At 67.7% G+C, this 19042-nt stretch carries 21 protein-coding genes and 1 tRNA gene; 9 read left to right on the forward strand and 13 right to left on the reverse strand.

All coding sequences use genetic code 11. The features are described 5' to 3' along the window. From ACU5AX_RS05415 to ACU5AX_RS05435, 5 genes are all read right to left on the reverse strand, one after another. Window positions 1-783 carry an enoyl-CoA hydratase-related protein gene (locus ACU5AX_RS05415; RefSeq protein WP_446689947.1) on the reverse strand — a complete coding sequence of 261 codons (783 nt, stop codon included), beginning with the start codon at window positions 781-783 and terminating at the stop codon, window positions 1-3. 97 nt (window positions 784-880) lie between these two features. Beyond that, a complete protein-coding gene (gene mce / locus ACU5AX_RS05420) occupies window positions 881-1306 on the reverse strand; it encodes a methylmalonyl-CoA epimerase (protein ID WP_446689948.1) in 426 nt (141 codons plus the stop codon). A gap of 8 nt (window positions 1307-1314) precedes the next feature. Beyond that, entirely contained in the window at window positions 1315-1527 is a 213-nt protein-coding gene (locus tag ACU5AX_RS05425; RefSeq protein WP_446689949.1) for a hypothetical protein, read from the reverse strand. Then, on the reverse strand, window positions 1524-1814 hold the full coding sequence (locus ACU5AX_RS05430; protein ID WP_446689950.1) for a hypothetical protein: 291 nt from the start codon (window positions 1812-1814) through the stop codon (window positions 1524-1526). Before ACU5AX_RS05430 ends, ACU5AX_RS05425 begins: the two co-directional genes overlap by 4 nt. A gap of 44 nt (window positions 1815-1858) precedes the next feature. Further along, on the reverse strand, window positions 1859-3385 hold the full coding sequence (locus ACU5AX_RS05435) for an acyl-CoA carboxylase subunit beta (protein WP_446689951.1): 1527 nt from the start codon (window positions 3383-3385) through the stop codon (window positions 1859-1861). A gap of 262 nt (window positions 3386-3647) precedes the next feature. On the opposite strand from ACU5AX_RS05435, the gene ACU5AX_RS05440 reads away from it, so the two are divergent. Beyond that, entirely contained in the window at window positions 3648-6095 is a 2448-nt protein-coding gene (locus ACU5AX_RS05440; RefSeq protein ID WP_446689952.1) for a TonB-dependent receptor, read from the forward strand. A 30-nt stretch (window positions 6096-6125) separates the two neighbouring features. Here ACU5AX_RS05440 and ACU5AX_RS05445 read toward each other — a convergent pair. The 3 genes from ACU5AX_RS05445 to dapB all read right to left on the reverse strand — a co-directional run bounded on the left by ACU5AX_RS05445 (window position 6126) and on the right by dapB (window position 7696). Continuing rightward, a tRNA-Arg gene (locus ACU5AX_RS05445) sits at window positions 6126-6202 on the reverse strand. A 47-nt stretch (window positions 6203-6249) separates the two neighbouring features. Continuing rightward, window positions 6250-6927 carry an endonuclease III gene (gene nth, locus ACU5AX_RS05450; RefSeq protein WP_446689953.1) on the reverse strand — a complete coding sequence of 226 codons (678 nt, stop codon included), beginning with the start codon at window positions 6925-6927 and terminating at the stop codon, window positions 6250-6252. A 40-nt stretch (window positions 6928-6967) separates the two neighbouring features. Beyond that, the gene (dapB, locus tag ACU5AX_RS05455; RefSeq protein ID WP_446689954.1) at window positions 6968-7696 is read right to left on the reverse strand and encodes a 4-hydroxy-tetrahydrodipicolinate reductase; all 729 of its coding nucleotides are present in this window, start codon (window positions 7694-7696) and stop codon (window positions 6968-6970) included. A gap of 189 nt (window positions 7697-7885) precedes the next feature. Between dapB and ACU5AX_RS05460 the strand changes: the two genes are divergently transcribed. From ACU5AX_RS05460 to ACU5AX_RS05470, 3 genes are read left to right on the forward strand one after another with little or no spacing between them, the layout of a single operon-like run. Further along, on the forward strand, window positions 7886-8323 hold the full coding sequence (locus ACU5AX_RS05460; RefSeq protein ID WP_446689955.1) for a DUF2231 domain-containing protein: 438 nt from the start codon (window positions 7886-7888) through the stop codon (window positions 8321-8323). Continuing rightward, the gene (locus ACU5AX_RS05465; RefSeq protein ID WP_446689956.1) at window positions 8323-9624 is read left to right on the forward strand and encodes a PQQ-dependent sugar dehydrogenase; all 1302 of its coding nucleotides are present in this window, start codon (window positions 8323-8325) and stop codon (window positions 9622-9624) included. Before ACU5AX_RS05460 ends, ACU5AX_RS05465 begins: the two co-directional genes overlap by 1 nt. Before the next feature lie 23 nt (window positions 9625-9647). Beyond that, window positions 9648-10379, forward strand: a complete 732-nt coding sequence (locus tag ACU5AX_RS05470; protein WP_446689957.1) for an NAD-dependent deacylase — start codon at window positions 9648-9650, stop codon at window positions 10377-10379. Here ACU5AX_RS05470 and era read toward each other — a convergent pair. The 3 genes from era to lepB are packed head-to-tail and all read right to left on the reverse strand — an operon-like array spanning window position 10346 to window position 12766. After that, window positions 10346-11245: a GTPase Era gene (gene era, locus ACU5AX_RS05475; RefSeq protein WP_446689958.1), complete on the reverse strand. Its 900-nt coding sequence runs from the start codon at window positions 11243-11245 to the stop codon at window positions 10346-10348. The two genes, ACU5AX_RS05470 and era, sit on opposite strands and share 34 nt — an antisense overlap. A gap of 40 nt (window positions 11246-11285) precedes the next feature. Beyond that, entirely contained in the window at window positions 11286-11954 is a 669-nt protein-coding gene (rnc, locus tag ACU5AX_RS05480; RefSeq protein WP_446690473.1) for a ribonuclease III, read from the reverse strand. After that, entirely contained in the window at window positions 11951-12766 is an 816-nt protein-coding gene (gene lepB, locus ACU5AX_RS05485) for a signal peptidase I (protein WP_198352317.1), read from the reverse strand. Before lepB ends, rnc begins: the two co-directional genes overlap by 4 nt. 130 nt (window positions 12767-12896) lie before the next feature. On the opposite strand from lepB, the gene pgi reads away from it, so the two are divergent. Genes pgi through gorA form a run of 4 tightly spaced genes read left to right on the forward strand, consistent with a single transcriptional unit; the run spans window position 12897 to window position 16397 of the window. Further along, window positions 12897-14387, forward strand: a complete 1491-nt coding sequence (pgi, locus tag ACU5AX_RS05490) for a glucose-6-phosphate isomerase (RefSeq protein ID WP_446689959.1) — start codon at window positions 12897-12899, stop codon at window positions 14385-14387. A 44-nt stretch (window positions 14388-14431) separates the two neighbouring features. Then, window positions 14432-14641, forward strand: a complete 210-nt coding sequence (locus ACU5AX_RS05495; protein ID WP_446689960.1) for a type II toxin-antitoxin system VapB family antitoxin — start codon at window positions 14432-14434, stop codon at window positions 14639-14641. After that, window positions 14635-15042 (forward strand): type II toxin-antitoxin system VapC family toxin, encoded by a 408-nt coding sequence (gene vapC, locus ACU5AX_RS05500; RefSeq protein WP_446689961.1) that lies wholly within the window; start codon window positions 14635-14637, stop codon window positions 15040-15042. The genes ACU5AX_RS05495 and vapC overlap by 7 nt, the downstream gene beginning before the upstream one ends. A 5-nt stretch (window positions 15043-15047) precedes the next feature. After that, the gene (gorA, locus tag ACU5AX_RS05505) at window positions 15048-16397 is read left to right on the forward strand and encodes a glutathione-disulfide reductase (RefSeq protein WP_446689962.1); all 1350 of its coding nucleotides are present in this window, start codon (window positions 15048-15050) and stop codon (window positions 16395-16397) included. Window positions 16398-16401: 4 nt separating this feature from the next. Here gorA and ACU5AX_RS05510 read toward each other — a convergent pair whose 3' ends face one another. Next, window positions 16402-17175, reverse strand: coding sequence for an enoyl-CoA hydratase/isomerase family protein (locus ACU5AX_RS05510; RefSeq protein WP_446689963.1), 774 nt, complete (start codon window positions 17173-17175; stop codon window positions 16402-16404). Between the two features lie 102 nt (window positions 17176-17277). On the opposite strand from ACU5AX_RS05510, the gene ACU5AX_RS05515 reads away from it, so the two are divergent. Continuing rightward, on the forward strand, window positions 17278-17658 hold the full coding sequence (locus tag ACU5AX_RS05515; protein WP_446689964.1) for a hypothetical protein: 381 nt from the start codon (window positions 17278-17280) through the stop codon (window positions 17656-17658). 4 nt (window positions 17659-17662) lie between these two features. Here the strand turns inward: ACU5AX_RS05515 and ACU5AX_RS05520 are convergent, their stop codons facing one another. Beyond that, on the reverse strand, window positions 17663-19039 hold the full coding sequence (locus ACU5AX_RS05520; RefSeq protein ID WP_446689965.1) for a dihydrolipoamide acetyltransferase family protein: 1377 nt from the start codon (window positions 19037-19039) through the stop codon (window positions 17663-17665). Window positions 19040-19042 lie beyond the last annotated feature (3 nt).

Genomic DNA, 19042 nt, shown 5'->3' on the forward strand with positions numbered 1-19042 from the left:
TCAGGCCCCCTTGAATGCGGGCGCGCGCTTCTGGAGGAAGGCCATGCCGCCCTCCATCGCGTCGGCGGTGCCGCGCATCGCGCGCTGATCGTCGGCCTCGCGCGCCAGAGCGGTGGCGAGATCGCTTTCGAGCGCGGCGTGCAGCCCGCGACGGATCGTCCCCAACGTCATCGTTGGCCCCGCCGCCAGCCGGGCCGCCAGCTCGAACGCCTCCGCCTCGAGCGCCTCGTCGGCGACGACCTTGTGGATCATGCCCCAGTCGAGCGCCTTGGCGGCCGGCACCCGCTCGCCGAGCAGCATCATCTCCGCTGCCCGCGCGCGGCCGATCAGCCGCGGCAGCAGCCAGCTCGCGCCGCCGTCGGGCACCAGGCCGATGTTGACGAATGCCTGCAGGAAATAGGCGCCCTCGCTCGCCACGCAGAAATCGGCGGCGAGCGCGAGGCTGCAGCCGATGCCGGCGGCCGGTCCGCGCACCGCGCTGACCACCGGCACCCGCGCCTCGGCGACGGCGAGGATGGCGGGATTGTAGCTGTCGGTCAGCGCCGCATGCGTCGCCGCGCCGGGGTCGGCGGAGCTCAGCGCACCGGCACCGACATCGGCGCCCGAACAGAAGGCGCGCCCCGCCCCCTGGATCAATATCGCCCGCGCGCCGCCCAGATCGGCCAGTGCGGCCGTGATCTCCTCGAACAGCGACGGCGGCGCGGCATTGAGCCGCTCCGGCCGGTTGAGCGTCAGCACGAGCACGTCGCCGCGCCGCTCGGTCAGCAATTGGTCGACGGCCATGTCCGCCTCTCCCTCGTCTCTCAGCATCGCGGAGGGAACGTGCCCGTCCGCATCGTTGCGGAGGCCATGGACCGGCGGCGCGCGCGGTTCAAGGGGATCAGCCGTGATGGTCCCCGCGCGGGCTTTCCATCAGTTCGACCAGCATCCCGCCCATGTCGCGCGGGTGCACGAAGACGATCGGCGTGCCGTGCGCACCGATCCGCGGCTCGCCGAGCACGGTTGCGCCCTTCGCCTTGAAGCCGGCGACGGCGGCGTGGATGTCCGGCACCTCGAAACAGACATGATGCTGTCCACCGGCGGGGTTCTTCTTCAGGAAACCGGCGATCGGCGAGCTGTCGTCATAGGGCTGGATCAGCTCGATCTGGGTGTTGGGCGCGTCGATGAAGCACACTTTGACACCCTGCGCGGGCAAGTCGAACGGCTCGCCGATCGCGGTCGCGCCGAGCAGGGAGCGATAGGTCTCGATCGATTGGGCGATCGACGGCGTCGCGACGCCGACATGATTGAGGCGGCCTAGGGTCATCTGATTGGTCAATCCTCGATCCGCCGTTGCCGCGTCGCCATCGCGGCGCCTTCGATCACACCTTCGAGCCGGCTGACGCGGTCGCGCAATGCGGCGTGCGCTTCAGCGAGGGCGGCCAGCCGACCGCTCTGACTGGTAGCCATATCCTTGAGCTGACGAACGTCTTCTTGCAGCAGAAGGACGTTACGAAGCGCCGTCATCGTCTCGCCAAGGAAGCTCATACGCCTGCTCCTTCGCCGGCAAGGACCGCATCCACGACGGCGTTTGCACGGCTCATGCTCGCAATCGCTTCCTTGATGTCGGCACGCATCCGCGGAACGGCGGCGTTCACTTCACGAACAAGCGTCGCCAGCTGCTGCTCGTCCTCATCCGCGGTGGCTTGCGCAATGTAGATAGCCGAAGCCTCGCGCATGACATGACCAACGGATTTGCCCTGGCTCGCGGCAAATGCGTCGAGTGACGCCTTGTGTTCGGGGGTGGTCAGAAAGGTCACGCGTTCAGTCTGCATGCAGCGCCTCCTTCACATGACCTTATAATGTGCAGGGGCAGGGCTCACAACGGAATATTGTCGTGCTTCTTCCACGGGTTTTCCAGCTGTTTGCCCCGTAGCTTGCGAAGCCCGAGCGCGATCCGCCGCCGGGTGGAGTGCGGCTGGATCACCTCGTCGATGAAGCCCTTGCTCGCCGCGACGAAGGGGTTCGCGAAGCGCGCCTCGTATTCGGCGGTGCGTTCGGCGATCTCTTCCGGCGTCTTCCCCCGGAAGATGATCTCCACCGCGCCCTTGGCGCCCATCACCGCGATCTCGGCGGTCGGCCAGGCATAGTTCAAGTCGCCGCGCAGATGCTTGGACGCCATCACGTCGTACGCGCCGCCATAGGCCTTGCGCGTGATGACGGTGATCTTGGGCACGGTCGCCTCGGCATAAGCGAACAGCAGCTTGGCGCCGTGCTTGATGATGCCGTTATGCTCCTGCGCCGTGCCGGGCAGGAAGCCGGGCACGTCGACGAAGGTCACGATCGGAATGTCGAAGGCGTCGCAGAAGCGGACGAAGCGCGCCGCCTTCTTCGATGAATTGATGTCGAGCACGCCGGCCAGCACCATCGGCTGGTTGGCGACGATGCCGACGGTGCGCCCCTCGATCCGGCCGAAGCCGCAGATGATGTTGGCCGCATGCGCCGGCTGCACCTCGAAGAAGTCGCCTTCGTCGACGGTCTTCCGGATCAGCTCGTGCATGTCGTACGGCTGGTTGGCATTGGCCGGCACCAGCGTGTCGAGGCTCGGCTCGATCCGGTCCCAGGCGTCGGCGGTCGGCCGCTCTGGCGCCGCCTCTCGGTTCGACGCGGGCAGGAAGTCGATGAAGTCGCGCGCCGCCAGCAGCGTCTCGATGTCGTCCTCGAAGGCGACGTCGGCGACGCTGGTCTTGGTGGTGTGCGTCACCGCGCCGCCCAGCGCCTCTTGCGTCACCACCTCGTTGGTCACCGTCTTCACCACGTCCGGGCCGGTGACGAACATATAGCTCGAATCCTTCACCATGAAGATGAAGTCGGTCATCGCCGGCGAATAGACCGCGCCGCCCGCGCAAGGCCCCATGATCAGGCTGAGCTGCGGCACCACGCCCGAAGCGAGCACGTTGCGCTGGAACACCTCGGCATAGCCCCCCAGCGACGCCACGCCTTCCTGAATGCGCGCGCCGCCGGAATCGTTCAGGCCGATGACGGGCGCGCCGACCTTCATCGCCATGTCCATGACCTTGCAGATCTTCTGCGCATGCCGCTCGGACAGCGAGCCGCCGAACACGGTGAAGTCCTGGCTGAACACGAAGACCAGCCGGCCGTTGATCGTGCCCGATCCGGTCACCACGCCGTCGCCCGGGATCACCTGATCCGCCATGCCGAAATCGACGCAATTGTGCTCGACGAACATGTCGACCTCTTCGAAACTGCCCTCGTCGAGCAGCACGTCGAGCCGCTCGCGCGCGGTCAGCTTGCCCTTGGCGTGCTGCGCGGCGACACGCTTCTCACCACCGCCCATCCGTGCAGCTTCACGACGACGTTCGAGTTCCTGGATGGTCGATGACATGGCCTCTCCTCCCCGTTGTTTCGGCCGCACGACGGATCGCGGGCGCCAGCCGGGGTGTCCGGTTCAACAGCGGCGGCAAGCTATAGGTTCGGTGCTTTTGCCTCGCAAGGCGGGTTGGCCAGCGCCATCCATGGGGCCGAACCGTCACCATCGTGTCACGAACCGTGTCTAGCCGCCTCGGCATCCGGCGGCATCGGCTCGCCGGGCACGATGATGCCGACCGGCTCGATCAGCGGGCACGACGGCTGCCGGGGGGCAAGACATGAATGATTGGGTTCATGCGACCGCGCGTCGCGGGGTTATCGCCGCCTCGCTCGCCGGCGCCGCGCTATTCGCTGCGCCGGCACTGGCGCAGACCGTCGCACCGCAAAACCCCGGGCCAGCAGCGGACACGACCGCTCCTGTCACGTCGGCTGGAGACGAGGACAGCCGCGACATCACCGTCGTCGCACGCAAGACCAGCGAAAACGTGCAGGAGGTGCCGATCCCGGTGACGGTGATCGGCGCCGCCACGCTGACCCGGCAGAACCTCACCAATTTCACCAACTTTCAGTTCAAGATCCCGGCCTTCTCGGTCTATCTGACCAATCCGAAGCAGCTCAACCTCGGCATCCGCGGCATCGGCAACAACGGCTTCAACACCGATGGCATAGACGGATCCGTCGGCGTCTTCGTCGACGGCGTCTACACCGGCCGGCAGGGCATGGTGTCGAATGACTTCAACGACCTCGCCGACGTCGAGGTGCTGCGCGGGCCGCAGGGAACGCTGTTCGGCAAGAACACCACCGCCGGGGCGGTGCTGATCAACACGCTGAAGCCCAGCTTCACGCCGGGCGCGACCGCCGAGGCAAGCACCGGCAATTTCGGCTTCACCGAGATCAAGGGCAGCGCCACCGGTCCGCTGGTCGACGGACTGCTCGCGTTGCGCCTGTCGGCCTTCTATAGCGATCGCGACGGCACCTATCGCAACCTCTACAACAACCGGTATCAGAATGCGCGCCAGGGTTCGGGTCTACGCGGCCAGCTGCTCGCAACGCCGGCCGACGACCTCAGCATCCGCCTGATCGGCACGCATGCGCGCCAGTCCTTCCCGACCATTTCGCCGGTCATCCTGTCGATCTACAATCCCGCGGCGCTGCAGGCGCGGATGGCGGCGGCGGGCTATACGCTGAACACCGGCACCGCCAGCAACCGGTTGATCAACATCGATGGCCGGCTCGACGCGCGCACCAGCCTTGACAGCGCCAGCGGCCAGATCGACTGGTCGCCCGGCGACCTCGGCACCTTCACCTCGATCACCGGCTGGCAGCGGTGGAGCTGCTTCACCAACAATGACAACGATTACACGCAGCTCGACGCGATCACCGACTACGGCTCGTGCAACGTCGAGCGGCAGGTCTCGCAGGAATTGCGCTGGGAGACGCCGCGCGGCCGCACGGTCGAGGCGACGTTCGGCGCCTTCCTCAGCCGCCAGCGGCTCCAGGTCGATTCGCGCATCCGCTTCGGGCGCCAGTACAATATCTGGGCGGCCAATCCGTCGACCAATGCCTTCCCGACGATTGGCGGCCGCAGCTGGGCGCTGGGCGCCTATGCCGACCGCGTTGCCGGCTTCGGCATCCGCAGCCAGGCGGTCTTCCATACCGATACCGAGGCGCTGTTCGGCAACGCCACCTGGCACCCCGATGCCGCACGCCGGCTGGCCTTCGACATCGGCCTGCGCCAGACCTGGGAACGTCGTTCGCAGACCTATAACGGCGTCGTCGCCGCCAACCTTGGTAATCTCACCAGCGCCCAGATCCGCGCCCTGTCGCCCGCCGGCGCAAATGCGCAGCTGGGGCAGGTCGACACCAGCCTGAGGGATCGCGCCCTGTCCGGCGAGGCGGGCGTCAGCTATCAGGCGGGCCGCGACGTCTTCGTCTACGGCAAATATGCCCGCGGCAACAAATCGGCGGGCTTCAACCTGTTGCCCTACAATAGCAGCAATCCCGACAGCGGCGTCGCCTCGGCGATCGCACTCGGCGCGGCGCAGACGGTGAAGGGCGAAACCGCGGACAATTTCGAGGCGGGGATCAAATCGTTGTTCCTCGACCGGCGCATCCTGCTCAATCTCACCGCCTTCCACACCAAGGTGCGCAACTATCAGGCGAACCAGGCGGTCGGCGTCGGCAACACCGCGCTCAAGTTCCTCGCCAACGTCGGGTCGCTGACCTCGCGCGGCATCGAGCTGGAAAATGAGACGTGGCTGGTTCCCGGCCTGCATACCAAGGGCTTCATCGCCTATGACAAGGCGACCTATTCGTCCTTCCCCAATTCAGTCTGCCCGGGGCAATTAACCACGCCGACCTGCGACCTGACCGGGCGGCAGGTCGCCTGGGCACCGGTGTGGACCAGCGACCTGACGGTCGATTATACGCAACGGCTGGACGAGACGACCAAGGCCTATGGCCTCGTCGACGTCAATTGGCGCTCGCGCCAGAATACGACGATCACGCTCGATCCAGCGGCGGAGATCCCGGCCTATGCACTCGCCAGTACGCGCGCCGGCCTGTTGCTCGACAACGAGCGGCTGGATTTGCAGCTATGGGTCGAGAATCTGTTCAACAAGGCCTATTTCATCAACCTGCTCGGCTATACCAAATCGACCGGCATCGTGCAGGGCTATCCCGGCAACCCGCGCAGCTACGGCTTCACGACGCGCGTCCGCTTCTGACGCGCGCTTGGCGGGACCGATGAAGGAAGCTGGCGCACCCGACAGGATTCGAACCTGTGGCCTCTGCCTTCGGAGGGCAGCGCTCTATCCAGCTGAGCTACGGGTGCGTGGAGCGCCCGCCTAGCAAAGGCGCGACGGCTGCGCCAGCCTTTGTTTACGCCGTCGGATCGTCGGCCGCATCCGCCGACGAACCTTTCGGCGGTGGCGTCTTCGGCTTGAACGCGCACAGGTCCGCGACGACGCAGCGCCAGCATTCCGGCTTGCGCGCCTTGCAGACGTAGCGGCCGTGCAGGATCAGCCAATGATGCGCGTGCAGGCGGAACGGCTGCGGCGTCGCCTTGTCGAGCTTCAGTTCGACCGCCAGCGGCGTCTTGCCGCGGGCGAGGCCGGTGCGGTTGCCGACCCGGAAGATATGCGTGTCGACCGCGAAGGTCTCCGCGCCGAAGGCGACGTTGAGCACGACATTGGCCGTCTTGCGCCCGACCCCGGGCAGCGCCTCCAGCGCGGCGCGATCGTCCGGCACCTGGCCGTCATGGTCGGCGACCAGCGCTTCGGACAAAGCGATGACGTTTTTCGCCTTCGTGTTGAACAGGCCGATCGTCTTGATGTGCTGCTTCAGCGCCGCCTCGCCGAGCGCGACCATCTCTGCCGGCGTCGTCACCTGTTCGAACAGGCGGCGCGTCGCCTTGTTGACGCCGGCGTCGGTCGCCTGTGCCGACAGCACCACCGCGACCAGCAATTGATAGGCATTGCTCGATTCGAGCTCGGTTTCCGGATGCGGATTCACCTCGGCCAGCCGCCGATAGAATTCGAAGACGTCCGCCTTCTTCATCCCGCCCCCTGCCCCGCCGGCACGATCCCGGCCGTCGTCCTCACAGGCCGAGCACGTCCGCCATCCGGTATCGGCCGGGCCGCTGCGGCGCGAGCCATAGCGCCGCCCGCACCGCGCCCTTGGCGAAGATCGAACGGTCCTGCGCCAGATGCGACAGCTCGATCCGCTCCCCCTCGCTGGCGAAGACGACGGTATGGTCGCCGATGACCGAGCCGCCGCGCAGCGAGGCGAGGCCGATCGTCCCCTCCATGCGCGCGCCGGTCAGCCCGGCGCGGCCGTCGACGCGCACCTCGCCCAGCGTCGTGCCCCGCCCGCTGGCCGCCGCTTCGCCGAGCATCAGCGCGGTGCCCGAGGGTGCATCGACCTTGTGGCGATGATGACTCTCGACGATCTCGATGTCCCAGTCGCTGCCCAGGCGCGTCGCCGTCTCGCGCACCAACTGGGCGAGCAGCACGACACCGAGCGAGGTATTGCCGGTCTGCAGCACGGCGACGTCCTGCGCGGCGGCGTCGATCAGCGCATGCTGCGCGGCGGACAGGCCGGTCGTGCCGATCACGATCGGCGTCCCGGTGGCGCGCGCCGCGGCGAGATGCGGCTCCAGCGCGGCGGCGACCGAGAAATCGACCAGCACGTCGGCACGACGGGCCAGCGCGAGCGGATCGCCGCCCGCCCCCGTGCCGCCGGCGAGCGTTGCGCCCTCCGCCTCGGCGAGATCGGCGATGGCGCGGCCCATGCGGCCGCCGCTGCCGTAGATGCCGATCGCGGTCATGCGGCGGTCCGGGCGGGCAGGCGGTGGCGGTAGGTCATGGCTCATCCTTGGCAGAGAATCGACGGCGGCGACAGGGGGCGACACCCCGTCACGCGCCGAAGCGCCCTGATCGGACCGGACCCGTAACGCCGGCTCGTGCGTAAGGGTGGTCAGGCTGTGACCAGCAGCAGCCGGTGAGGACCTATGCCCATGGCTCGTACCCTAACCGCCGCCGGAACGGCGCATCCCATCCACGGGATGCTGGCCGCCTATCCGCTCGCTTTCTTCACTGCGGCGCTCGTCAGCGATATTGCCTATGCCAATACCGCGTGGATGCAATGGGCCAATTTCTCGGTCTGGCTGATCGCGGGCGGCTGCGTGATGGCGGTGCTCGCGGCGCTCGTCGGCATCGTCGACGCGATCCGCCATCGCGGGCGAACGCGGCGACGGGCCAGCGCGCTGCACGGTGTGCTCACCGTGGTGATGCTGGTGCTGGCGATCCTCAACGGCTTCATTCACAGCCGCGACGGCTGGACCTCGGTGGTGCCGACCGGGCTGATCCTGTCCGCGATTGTCGCGGCCCTGGTCGTGGTGACCAGCTGGCTCGGCTATGCCGCAGAGCCGGCACCGACGGTGGAGACGGTCTGATGCGCGCGCTTCTCCTTCTCGCCGGCACCGCCGCCCTGCTCGCCGGTTGCGGCGCCCGCGGCGGCGGCGATCCCTCGACGCAATTGGGTCCCAATCCGCGGCTGCCGGCGATCAACCAATATGTCATGCCACCGATGCACGTCGCCGGCGTCACCGCCCGGAACGGCGCGGTGCCGACAGTGCCGCGCGACCTGACCGTGCGCCCCTATGCCGGCGATTTCCGCAACGTGCGCCAGCTCTACACGCTGTCCAACGGCGACGTCCTCGCCGTCGAGCCCAAGGGGCCGAGCGAGCCGGTGCAACGGCCCAAGGACATCATCGTCAACTGGGTGCAGGGCTTCGGCCATGCCAAGACGGGCGGCGCGGACCGGATCACGCTGCTGCGGGACAGCGATGGCGACGGCCGCGTCGACCAGCGCAGCGTGCTGGTCGACCATCTCCATGCGCCCTTCGGCGTCGTGCAGGTCGGCGGCGACCTTTATGTCGCCAACACCGATGCGATCGTCCGCTTCCCCTTCACCCCCGGCCAGACCCGCATCACGGCGCCGGGCACGATCCTGACGCAGCTTCCCGGCGGACCGATCGATCACCATTGGACCAAGAGCCTGACCGCCAGTCCCGACGGCAGCAAGCTGTACGTTGGCATCGGTTCCAACAGCAACATCACCGAAAACGGCATCGAGGCCGAACAGGAGCGGGCGCGCATCTGGGAAGTGGATCGCGCGAGCGGCGCCCATCGCCCCTATGCGACCGGCCTGCGCAACCCGAACGGCCTGACCTTCCACCCGCAGACCGGGCAACTGTGGACGGTGGTCAACGAGCGCGACGAACTCGGCCCCGATCTCGTTCCGGATTATATGACGGCGGTGACGCCGGGCGCTTTCTACGGCTGGCCATACAGCTATTGGGGCCAGCATCGCGACCCGCGCGTGCAGCCGCAGCGGCCGGATCTGGTTGCCCGCGCGATCCTGCCGGATTACAGCCTCAGCTCGCATGTCGCGCCGCTCGGCATGGCGTTCAACACCGGCACCGGCCTGCCCGCACGCTTCGCCGGCGGCGCCTTCATCGCCGAACACGGCAGCTGGAACCGCGGCCACCTCAACGGCTACAAGGTCGTCTACGTCCCCTTCGCCAACGGCCGGCCCAGCGGCAAGGCGGTCGACGTCGTGACCGGCTTCATCGACGCATCCGGCAAGGCGCGCGGCCGGCCGGTCACCGTCGCCTTCGACCGCACCGGCGCCTTGCTGATTGCCGACGACGTCGGCAACATGGTCTGGCGGGTCAGCGCCAAGGGGCGCTAAGCGCGCGCATGGAGGTCGGGACGATGGGCGGGATCCGGAATATCGTCATCCTGACTGGCGCCGGCGTCTCTGCGGAATCGGGCATCGCGACGTTCCGCGGACCGGGCGGCCTATGGGAAGGCCACCGGGTCGAGGACGTGTGCACGCCCGAGGCGCTGGCGCACGACCCCGCTCTGGTCCATCGCTTCTACGATCTGCGACGCGCCGCGCTCAGGGACGTTCGGCCCAATGCCGCGCACACTGCGCTCGCCCGCCTCGACCGCGAATGGACGGGCGACCTGCTGATCGTGACGCAGAATGTCGACGACCTTCACGAACGCGCCGGGGCGGAGCGGCTGGTCCACATGCATGGCGAATTGCAATCCGCCCTGTGCGCCGCCTGCGGCGTGCGCGAACGGTGGACGGACGCACTGCCGCCGGCGACGGAATGCCCCAATTGCGGCACCTTCGCCCTGCGTCCCGACATCGTCTTCTTCGGTGAGATGCCCTACCACATGGACCGGATCGAGGCCGCGCTCGCCGCCGCCGACCTGTTCGTGTCGATGGGCACGTCCGGGGCCGTCTATCCGGCCGCCGGCTTCGTCCAGATGGCGGACGCCTATGGCGCCGACACGCTGGAACTCAACCTGGAGCGATCCGCCGGCAGCGGCTTCTTCGCCCGGTCTGAGCTGGGCGCGGCGGGAGAGCTGGTGCCGGCCTGGGTCGACACCGTGCTCGCCGCTCAATCGACCCAGTCGAGTCCCATGTCGCGATAGACTTCGCGGTCTTCGTCCCAGCCCTGCTTGACCTTGACGTGCAGGTAGAGGTGGACCGGGCAGCCCATGATCGCCGCCAGTTCCGTACGCGCGCGCGCGCCGATCTCGCGGATGCGCTGGCCGCCCTTGCCCAGCACGATCGCGCGCTGGGTCGGCCGTTCGACCAGGATCTGCTGATGGATCTCGACCGATCCGTCGGGCCGTTCGGTATAGGCCTCTGTCTCGACCGCGCTGGCATAGGGCAGTTCGGCGTGGAGCTGCAGATACAGCTGCTCGCGCGTCACCTCGCTGGCCAACGCCCGCTCGGTCGCGTCGGACACCTGGTCTTCCGGATAATGCCACGGCCCGGCCGGCATCGCCGCCGCCAGCGCGCTCTTGAGCTCGGGCAGCCCGTCGCCGGTCTGCGCGGACACGAACCAGGTGTCGGCGAAGGTCATCATCGCATTGAGCTTCTCCGCGTGGATCAGCAGCTTGGGCTTGTCCGCAACGTCGACCTTGTTGAGCACCAGGATCTTCGGCTCGGTCCGGTGTTTCAGCGCGTCGACGATCCCCTCGACCTTGGGCCCGATGCCACCCTTGCCGTCGACGACCAGGGCGATCAGATCCGCGCCCTCCGTTCCGCCCCAGGCGGCGGCGACCATCGCGCGATCGAGCCGCCGCTGCGGTTCGAAGATGCCGGGCGTGTCGACCAGCAGGATCTGCGCCTGATCCTGGAGGGCGACGCCGAGCAATTTGGTGCGCGTCGTTTGCGCCTTGGGGCTGACGATCGCAACCTTCTGGCCGACGAGCGCATTGACCAGCGTCGACTTGCCGGCATTGGGCGCACCGACGACGGCGACGAGGCCGCAATGTTGGGTCTGGGTCATCATCATCCTTTGGGGAGGCGCGCCGCGTTGGGCAAGCGTCTTACCCCTTCACCTGCGCCAGCATCGCCTTGGCCGCCGCCGTCTCCGCATCCTGTTTGCTGGTGCCGGTGGCGCTCGCCTCGAGCTGGCGGCCGACCCGGACCTGGACGGTGAAGCGCGGCGCGTGATGCGGGCCGGACCGTTCGACGACGCTATATTCCGGTGGCTTGCGATTATGCGCCGCGGCCCATTCCTGCAACGCCGACTTGGGGTGCTGTGGCGCTTTGTCGGTACGATGGACGCGATCGGCCCAGGCGTGCCGGATGAAGCCGCGCGCCGCATCCAGCCCCGCCTCGCGGTAGAAGGCGCCGATCAGCGCCTCCATCACGTCGCCCAGGATATTGTCGCTGTCCGACGCGCCGTCGTCGCGCGCCTGCTTGCCCAAGCGCAGGTGATCGCGCACGCCGAGTTCGCGGGCCACCTCGGCACAGACATGGCCGGTGACCAGCGCGTTGAGCCGCTTCGACAATTGCCCTTCCGGCTCCTCGGGGAACAGCTCCCACAGCCATTCCGCCATGACCAGGCCGAGCACGCGATCGCCGAGGAACTCGAGCCGCTCGTAATTGTCCGCCGCCTGGCTGCCGTGGGTCAACGCGCGGGTGAAGGCGGCAAGGTCGCGGGGCGCCCGGCCGAAGGTCGCGCCGAGCCAGTTTTCGATCGTGCCGCTCAGAAGCCCTCTCCCACCCGCGAGAAGCGCCAGCCGGACAGCCACGTCCAGGGCCGCCACAGCGAGGCCGAACCGTCGTTGGAAGCGAAGGTGACGACCGCCTTGCCCTCGATCCGCTCCATCGGGATATAGCCCATGCCGGCGGGATAAGGGAAACGACTGTCGGCGCTGTCGTCGCGATTGTCGCCCATCAGGAAGACGTCGCCGGCCGGCACGGTGTACAGGCCGGTGTCGTCGCGATCGGGCAGTTCGGCCTGATCGAGGACGAAATAGCTCCGTCCGTTCGGCAGCGTCTCGCGGAAGCGCGGGTAGCGGCAGATCGCATGGCCCTGCGCATCGGTGTCGAGGAACGGCGCGCCGCAATGGCTCTCGTCGAAATTGGGCGAAATCGGCAATACGAAGTCGGCGACGCGCTGCTTCGGGATCGGCTTGCCGTTGAGGATCACCACGCCATGCGTGACCTGGATCGTGTCGCCCGGCAGGCCGATCACCCGCTTGATGACGTCATGGTCGTCCGACCCCGGCGACCGGAACACGACCACGTCGCCTCGGGTCGGGTCGCGGCCGAGAAGACGGCCCGGGACGGGCGGGATACCCCAGGGAAAGGACCAGCGCGAATAGCCGTAGTTCCACTTGGTGACGAACAGATAATCGCCGATCAGCAACCGTGGCAGCATCGATTCGGACGGGATCGAGAAGGGTGCGAACACCAGGCTGCGCAACAGGAACACCGCCAGCGCGAGCTTGAGCAGGAAGCGCAGCATGTCGGCCCATTCGGACGTCGGCTTCGCGGAAGAGGGGTTGGAAGTGGCCATGACGGGAGCCTTAGCCGGGCTCGTGCGTCCTGAGTAGCCGTCTCCTGCCGAGCATGCGGGCGACGCCCCTTGCGGTATTACATTGGTTCGCTACGGAAACGATCGCCAACTTCCCTTCAGGATGATGCACATGAGCGACTGGTCTGCCATCGAGGCCCTGCCCTCCCCCAAGCTTCTCGAACTGTTCGATGCCGATCCGGAGCGGCTGGCGACCTTCAGCCTCGACGTGGCGGGGATCCATTTCGACTGGTCGAAGACGCATCTGACGCGCGAGGCGGTCGACGCCTTCGTCGCGCTGGCGGACGCCAAGGGCCTGGCGGCGAAGCGCGATGCGATGTTCGGCGGCGAACACGTCAACGTCACCGAGGACCGCCCGGTCGAGCACACCGCCGAGCGCGGCGAGGGTAATGCCGACAGCGTCGCCCGCGCCCGCCAGCTGCACGAGCGGATGCGCGCGCTAATCGACGCGATCGAGGCCGGCGCGCTCGGCGACATCCGCCACGTGCTCCACATCGGCATCGGCGGGTCCGCACTCGGCCCGGACCTGCTCGTCGACGCGCTGGGTCGCGAAGAGAAGCGCTACGACGTCGCGATCGTCTCCAACGTCGACGGCGTCGCCCTGGAAGACGCGATCAAGGATTTCGATCCCGCCGCCACCTTGCTGGTCGTGGCGTCCAAGACCTTCACCACCACCGAGACGATGCTCAACGCCACCTCCGCGCTGCAATGGATGCAGGAGCATGGCGTCGAGGATCCCTATGGCAAGGTGATCGCGCTCACCGCCAGCCCCGAAAAGGCGATCGAATGGGGCGTCGACGAGACGCGCATCCTGCCGTTCAGCGAAGGTGTCGGCGGCCGCTATTCGCTCTGGTCGTCGATTGGCTTCCCGGCGGCGGTGGCGCTCGGCTGGGCGGCGTTCGAGGAGCTGCTGGAGGGCGCGGCCGAGATGGACCGCCACTTCCGCCTGACCGCGCTGCGTCAGAACGCGCCGGCGCTCGCCGCCTTTGCCGACCTCTATTACACGCAGGTCCGTCACGCCGAGACGCGTGCGCCCTTCGCCTATGACGAGCGGCTGCGCCTGCTGCCGAGCTACCTGCAGCAGCTGGAGATGGAGTCGAACGGCAAGGGCGTCACGATCGACGGCCAGCCCGTAAGGCGCCCGACCGCGGCGATCACCTGGGGCGGCGTCGGCACCGATGCGCAGCATGCGGTGTTCCAGCTGCTCCACCAGGGTACGCACCTCGTCCCCGTCGAGTTCATCGCGGTGATCGAACCGGGCGATACGCTGGCGGAAGACCATCATCGCCAGCTGCTGCTCAACGCCTTTGCCCAGGGCGCGGCGCTGATGAAGGGCAAGCAGGTCGACGATCCGGCGCGCTCGTACAGCGGCGACCGGCCGTCGTCGACGCTGCTGCTCGACACGCTCGACCCGCGCACGCTCGGCGCGCTGATCGCCTTCTACGAGCACCGCGTCTTCGTGAACGGCGTGCTGCTCGGCATCAACAGCTTCGACCAGTTCGGCGTCGAGCTGGGCAAAGAAATGGCCAAGGCCGCCGACCAGGGCGGACAGAGCTTCGACCCCTCCACCGAAGACCTGATCCGCCGCGCCGGTCTGGATTGATGCCTGCCCGACCGCTATGTGTATGGCTCTGCGGAGCCATACACATGCGGACCAATATCGATATCGACGAAGCCCTTTTGTCCAAGGTGATGAAGGCGCTAGACATCGACAGCGAAAGTGACGCCGTCAACGAAGCGCTGCGCCGGCTGATCACGGTTCGGCAGCAGGAGGCGATTCGCGGCCTGCGCGGGTTGGGTTGGGATGGCGATCTCGACGACATGAGGACCAGCAAGCACCTTCCTGCCGAATGGTAGTCGTCGATTCCAGCGTCTGGATCGATTATCTTCGTGCGACACGGACCCTCCAGACCGAGTATCTGCATAGCTGCCTCGGCCGTGAAGAGGTGTCCGCCGGCGATCTCATCGTCGCCGAGGTACTGCAGGGGGCTCGGGACGATCGCCGCTTCGGGATCGCCCGCGACCTGCTGAGCCTAGCCACCCCCCTGACCATCTCCGACCACCGCGTCGCTGTCGAAGCCGCCCGAAACTATCGTCACCTGCGCCGCCTCGGCATCACGGTCCGCAAGACGATCGACACGCTGATCGCCACCCGCTGCATCCTCGACGACCTTCCCTTGTTATACAGCGACCGCGACTTCGATCCGTTCGTCCGGCATCTCGGCCTGCGACCGGCGCTCGCGCTGCCCTTGGAGTGATCCCAATGCCCCAATACGACTACGACCTCTTCGTCATCGGGGCGGGCTCCGGCGGCACGCGTGCCAGCCGCGTCGCCTCCGCGCATGGCGCCAAGGTCGCGGTGGCGGAGGAATACCGCGTTGGCGGCACCTGCGTGATCCGCGGCTGCGTGCCCAAGAAGCTGCTCGTCTACGGGGCGCATTTCGCCGAGGATCTGCGCGACGCCGGCCAGTTCGGCTGGGACGTGCCGCAGCCTTGCGCCTTCGATTGGAAGCGGCTGCGCGACAACGTGCTGGCCGAAGTCGACAGGATCAACGGCGCCTACAAGCAGACGCTGGAGAACAACGGCGTCGAGATCATCCCGCAGCGCGCCGTGGTGACCGGTCCCAACAGCGTCCGGCTTGCCGACGGCACCGAGAAGACCGCGGCGCGCATCCTCGTCGCGGTCGGCGCGCATCCGGCGGTACCGTCCTGCCCGGGCCACGAACACGGCATCACCAGCAACGAGGCCTTCCACCTCGACGCCATCCCCAAGCGTATCCTGATCGCCGGCGCCGGCTATATCGCCAACGAATTCGCCGGCGTCTTCCACCAGTTCGGCGCCCACGTCATCATCATGAACCGGACGCAGGACATCCTGCGCGGCTACGACCTGTCGATCCGCGACCGGTTGTTGCAGATCAGCATGATGAAGGGCCTGGAGTTCCGCTTCGATGCCGCCTTCGAGGGGATCGACAAGGGCGAGGACGGCTGCCTGACCGTCAAGATGTCGAACCACGAGCCGGTCACCGTCGACATGGTGATGTTCGCCACCGGCCGCGTCCCCAATACGCGCGACCTCGGGCTGGAGACGGCGGGCGTCGAGCTGGACGACAAGGGCGCGGTCAAGGTCGACGCGCAGAGCCGCTCGACCTGCGACAGCATCTTCGCGATCGGCGATGTCACCAACCGCGTCCAGCTCACTCCCGTTGCGATCCGCGAGGGGCAGGCCTTCGCCGACACCTTCTACGGCGATAAGCCGACGACCGTCGATTACGAGAATATTCCGAGTGCGGTGTTCAGCCACCCGCCGCTCGCCGGCGTCGGCATGACCGAGAGCGAGGCGAAGCAGAAGCTCGGCTCGGTGGCCGTCTATTCGTCCGACTTCCGGCCGATGAAGAACGTGCTGGCCGGCCGCAACGAGCGGGCGCTCTACAAGATGGTGTGCGACGGCGAGACCGGGCGGATCGTCGGCCTCCACATGATCGGGCCCGACGTGCCGGAAATCCTGCAGGCCGCCGCCGTCGCGGTGAAGGCAGGGCTGACCAAGGCGCAGTTCGACGCGACCGTCGCTTTGCACCCCACGATGGCGGAGGAACTGGTCCTGATGCGCTGACCGCTCAGGCGCCGATGTAGCGGCCGGGGCGGCGTTCGTTCACCGCCCTCACCCCTTCGGCGAAATCCTGCGTGCGCTGCAGCCATGCCTGTTCGGCGAGTTCGTGATCGGTCTGGCGCTGGACGAGACCGGACAGGTCGCCGCGGATCGTCGCCCGCGTCGATTGCACCGCGAGCGGCGCCGCCGCGGCGATCTCCTGCGCCAACGCCAGCGCCGCCGGGCGAAGCTGGTCCTGCGCCACGATCTGATCGACCAATCCCCAGGCTTCCGCCTGCTCCGCCTTGATGCGACGGCCGGTCAGCAGCATCAGCGCCGCACGCTGTCGGCCCACCACGCGTTCGAGCACGGCGGAGATGCCGAAGCCGGGGTGCAGCCCCAATTGGACGAAATTGGCGACGAACCGCGCTTCGGGCGACGCGATCCGGAAGTCCGCGGCCAATGCCAGGCCGAGGCCGGCGCCGACGGCGGAACCTTGGATGGCCGCGACGACCGGCTTGGTGACGGCGTACAGACGTGCCGCCGCGACGTAGAAGGGATTGCGCGTCCCTTCGGGCTGCGGATCGGCGACGGGATTGTCGCGGGCCAGATCGGCCCCGGCGCAGAAGACCCGCCCGTCGGACTGGAGCACGATCGCCCGCACCGCGGGATCGACATCCGCCGCGGTAAAGGCCGCGCCGATCCCCTCGATCAGGGCAAGGTCGGCAGGATTGTGCGGCGGCCTGGCGAAGGTGATGATGGCGACGTGATCGTCATGCGCGACATGAACGGAAGCGGTCATGCCGTGGCCATAGCGTGACCATCGGTTCCAATCCAACCGATCCGCCATTTTGATGATACCGAAGCGGGCTTGTTAATAATCGAATCGTATACGACCGATCCCATGCTGCTGCCCGCCCTGCTTCTCGCCGGCCTGATCGTCCCGGCCGCGACGACCGCTGCCCCCGTTGCCGCGGCCGCCGCCGCCACGGGTCGGCTGCAGCTCGGCGAACAGCAGCGGCTTCGCTTCGAACGGCGGCTGGAACTGCTGGCGATGCAGATCGACCGGCAGCGCGCGCTGGGCCTGCCTGAAGGACGCGCCGCCTTCATGCGCCAGGACCTCGCCCGCGTCGCCACCGGCATCGCCGCGATCCTGCGCGTCCAAGGCTATCTCAGCCCCGCCGAAGAGCGCAGCTATACCGCCTCGCTGGGCCAGGTCGCGCGCAAGCTGGCCCGCGCCCAGGCGGAACGCGCGCCGCAGCTTACGCTCGTCGCCCGGCGCTGAGCCGTCAGTCGGCGAACAGCAGCACCGGGGTTTCCAGCACCGCCTTCAGTGCCTGCACGTAGCTGGCGGCGTCCCAACCGTCGACGACGCGATGGTCGCAGCTGATCGACAGGTTCATCAGCTTGGCGCGGCGGATCTCGTCGCCTCGTCCGGTGAACACCGGCCGCTCGACGATCTTGTTCGGACCGATGATCGCGACCTCGGGCCGGTTGATCACCGGCGTCGTCGCGATGCCGCCGAGCGGCCCCAGGCTGGTCACGGTGATCGTGCCGTTGCCCAGTTCCTCCGACTTCAGCTTGCCGGCGCGCGCAGCGTCGGCGAGGCGGCCGATTTCGGTCGCGAGCTGCCAGACGTTCTTGTCCTGTGCGTCGCGGATCACCGGCACGGTCAGCCCCGCGTCGGTCTGTGCCGCCATGCCGAGGTGGACGCGACCCGACCGCGTCACCACGCCCGCCTCGTCATCGTAGCGCGCGTTGAGCATCGGGAATTGCGGCAGCGTCCGGCAGATCGCGACGATCATCAGCGGCAGCAGCGTCAGCTTCGGCCGGCCACCGCGATGGTCGTTGAGATCGGCGCGCATCTTTTCCAGCGCGGTCACGTCGATCTCGTCGACATAGGTGAAGTGCGGAATGTGCCGCTTCGCCGCGGCCATGTTCTCGGCGATACGACGGCGCATGCCGATGACGCGGACCTGCTCGTCGGGCCGCGCCCGGCTCGCCTGCGGCGCCTGATAGCCCTGCGCGCTGCCGTAACGCAGGAAGGCATCGAGGTCGGCGTGGCGGATGCGGTCGCCCTCCGCGACGCGGACCTGGCTCAACTCGATGCCGAGGTCGCGCGCACGGGCGCGAACCGCCGGCGAGGCGAGGATGGGTGCACTGTCCCTCTCCCCTTGTGGGAGAGGGAGGGAGCCGCCGGAGGCGGCGGAAGGGTGAGGGGGTGTCTGCGGCGAGCGTAACGCTTCATCACTCCCTCTCACCTTCCCACTCGGCTGCGCCGAGCGGGCCCCTTCCTCTCCCACAAGGGGAGAGGAGGTTTGTGCCTCCTCCACCCCGGGATTCTCCGCCTCATACTGTTCCGCCGTCTCGGCCTGCGCGGGCGTCGGGGGTGCGGCGATCACCTCGGCCTCGCCCTCCCCTTCGCCCTCGGTCTCGATGACCACCAAGGTCGAACCGATCGCCACCTGGTCGCCGACCTCGCCGGCCAGTTCGACGACGGTGCCCGCGACGGGGCTTTCCATCTCGACGGTGGCCTTGTCGGTCATCATGTCGGCGAGGTTCTGGTCCTCCTCGACACGGTCGCCGACGGCGACGTGCCAGGCGACGATTTCGGCTTCGGCGATGCCTTCACCGATGTCGGGCAGGCGGAAGGAGAAGCGGGCCATGCG

The sequence above is a fragment of the Sphingomonas benefaciens genome (assembly GCF_052907485.1).

What these genes read in the sequence shown, in the direction of transcription:
- ACU5AX_RS05415 (WP_446689947.1), bottom strand. Translation starts at nt 783, where the DNA reads ATGGCCGTCGACCAATTGCTGACCGAGCGGCGCGGCGACGTGCTCGTG.
- mce (WP_446689948.1), bottom strand. Translation starts at nt 1,306, where the DNA reads ATGACCCTAGGCCGCCTCAATCATGTCGGCGTCGCGACGCCGTCGATC.
- ACU5AX_RS05425 (WP_446689949.1), bottom strand. Translation starts at nt 1,527, where the DNA reads ATGAGCTTCCTTGGCGAGACGATGACGGCGCTTCGTAACGTCCTTCTG.
- ACU5AX_RS05430 (WP_446689950.1), bottom strand. Translation starts at nt 1,814, where the DNA reads ATGCAGACTGAACGCGTGACCTTTCTGACCACCCCCGAACACAAGGCG.
- ACU5AX_RS05435 (WP_446689951.1), bottom strand. Translation starts at nt 3,385, where the DNA reads ATGTCATCGACCATCCAGGAACTCGAACGTCGTCGTGAAGCTGCACGG.
- ACU5AX_RS05440 (WP_446689952.1), top strand. Translation starts at nt 3,648, where the DNA reads ATGAATGATTGGGTTCATGCGACCGCGCGTCGCGGGGTTATCGCCGCC.
- nth (WP_446689953.1), bottom strand. Translation starts at nt 6,927, where the DNA reads ATGAAGAAGGCGGACGTCTTCGAATTCTATCGGCGGCTGGCCGAGGTG.
- dapB (WP_446689954.1), bottom strand. Translation starts at nt 7,696, where the DNA reads ATGACCGCGATCGGCATCTACGGCAGCGGCGGCCGCATGGGCCGCGCC.
- ACU5AX_RS05460 (WP_446689955.1), top strand. Translation starts at nt 7,886, where the DNA reads ATGGCTCGTACCCTAACCGCCGCCGGAACGGCGCATCCCATCCACGGG.
- ACU5AX_RS05465 (WP_446689956.1), top strand. Translation starts at nt 8,323, where the DNA reads ATGCGCGCGCTTCTCCTTCTCGCCGGCACCGCCGCCCTGCTCGCCGGT.
- ACU5AX_RS05470 (WP_446689957.1), top strand. Translation starts at nt 9,648, where the DNA reads ATGGGCGGGATCCGGAATATCGTCATCCTGACTGGCGCCGGCGTCTCT.
- era (WP_446689958.1), bottom strand. Translation starts at nt 11,245, where the DNA reads ATGACCCAGACCCAACATTGCGGCCTCGTCGCCGTCGTCGGTGCGCCC.
- lepB (WP_198352317.1), bottom strand. Translation starts at nt 12,766, where the DNA reads ATGGCCACTTCCAACCCCTCTTCCGCGAAGCCGACGTCCGAATGGGCC.
- pgi (WP_446689959.1), top strand. Translation starts at nt 12,897, where the DNA reads ATGAGCGACTGGTCTGCCATCGAGGCCCTGCCCTCCCCCAAGCTTCTC.
- ACU5AX_RS05495 (WP_446689960.1), top strand. Translation starts at nt 14,432, where the DNA reads ATGCGGACCAATATCGATATCGACGAAGCCCTTTTGTCCAAGGTGATG.
- vapC (WP_446689961.1), top strand. Translation starts at nt 14,635, where the DNA reads ATGGTAGTCGTCGATTCCAGCGTCTGGATCGATTATCTTCGTGCGACA.
- gorA (WP_446689962.1), top strand. Translation starts at nt 15,048, where the DNA reads ATGCCCCAATACGACTACGACCTCTTCGTCATCGGGGCGGGCTCCGGC.
- ACU5AX_RS05510 (WP_446689963.1), bottom strand. Translation starts at nt 17,175, where the DNA reads ATGACCGCTTCCGTTCATGTCGCGCATGACGATCACGTCGCCATCATC.
- ACU5AX_RS05515 (WP_446689964.1), top strand. Translation starts at nt 17,278, where the DNA reads ATGCTGCTGCCCGCCCTGCTTCTCGCCGGCCTGATCGTCCCGGCCGCG.
- ACU5AX_RS05520 (WP_446689965.1), bottom strand. Translation starts at nt 19,039, where the DNA reads ATGGCCCGCTTCTCCTTCCGCCTGCCCGACATCGGTGAAGGCATCGCC.